Source organism: Pseudarthrobacter sp. B907 (assembly GCF_040137805.1).
GTDB lineage: Bacteria > Actinomycetota > Actinomycetes > Actinomycetales > Micrococcaceae > Arthrobacter.
This window is the reverse complement of the sequence record NZ_JBEEQE010000038.1, coordinates 1-371: the sequence shown is the minus strand read 5'-3', so window position 1 is coordinate 371 and position 371 is coordinate 1. Positions and strand designations below refer to the sequence as shown.

Below are 371 nucleotides of genomic sequence, written 5' to 3'. Positions count from 1 at the left end.
CATGAGCTGTGGGTGGACGCCTTGGGCGAACTCGCTGCCATCGATGGGTCCGAACTGTGGTGGGACACCACCAACCCCATCCCCACCCTGGCCGGCATCGGCGGTGACCAGGTCCTTTCGTTGCCTGGTGGTGTCACCGGTATCGCGGACGCCTGGATAACGCCGGGCTGGCGCGCCGCCCGGCCCACCGACCAGGCCGACCCCTGGGCCGTCATCGGCGCGCCGGCGGTCCCTGACCCGGGTCCGGGCGGCACTGCCGGTGCCGGTGCCGCTGGTTTGGGTGCTGTTCCCGCGCTGGCCGGTGTGCTGCCGGCCGGTATCACTCTGACCGGCAGCGGCGGCCTGGACATCGCCGGCCTGGAATGGCTCGG

The 371-nt window shown here is 72.2% G+C and carries 1 protein-coding gene; it reads left to right on the top strand.

From position 1 onward, the window contains the following. Positions 1-371, top strand: a 371-nt coding sequence (locus tag ABLI39_RS17335; protein WP_349414793.1) for a hypothetical protein, incomplete at both ends; no start/stop codon positions are given.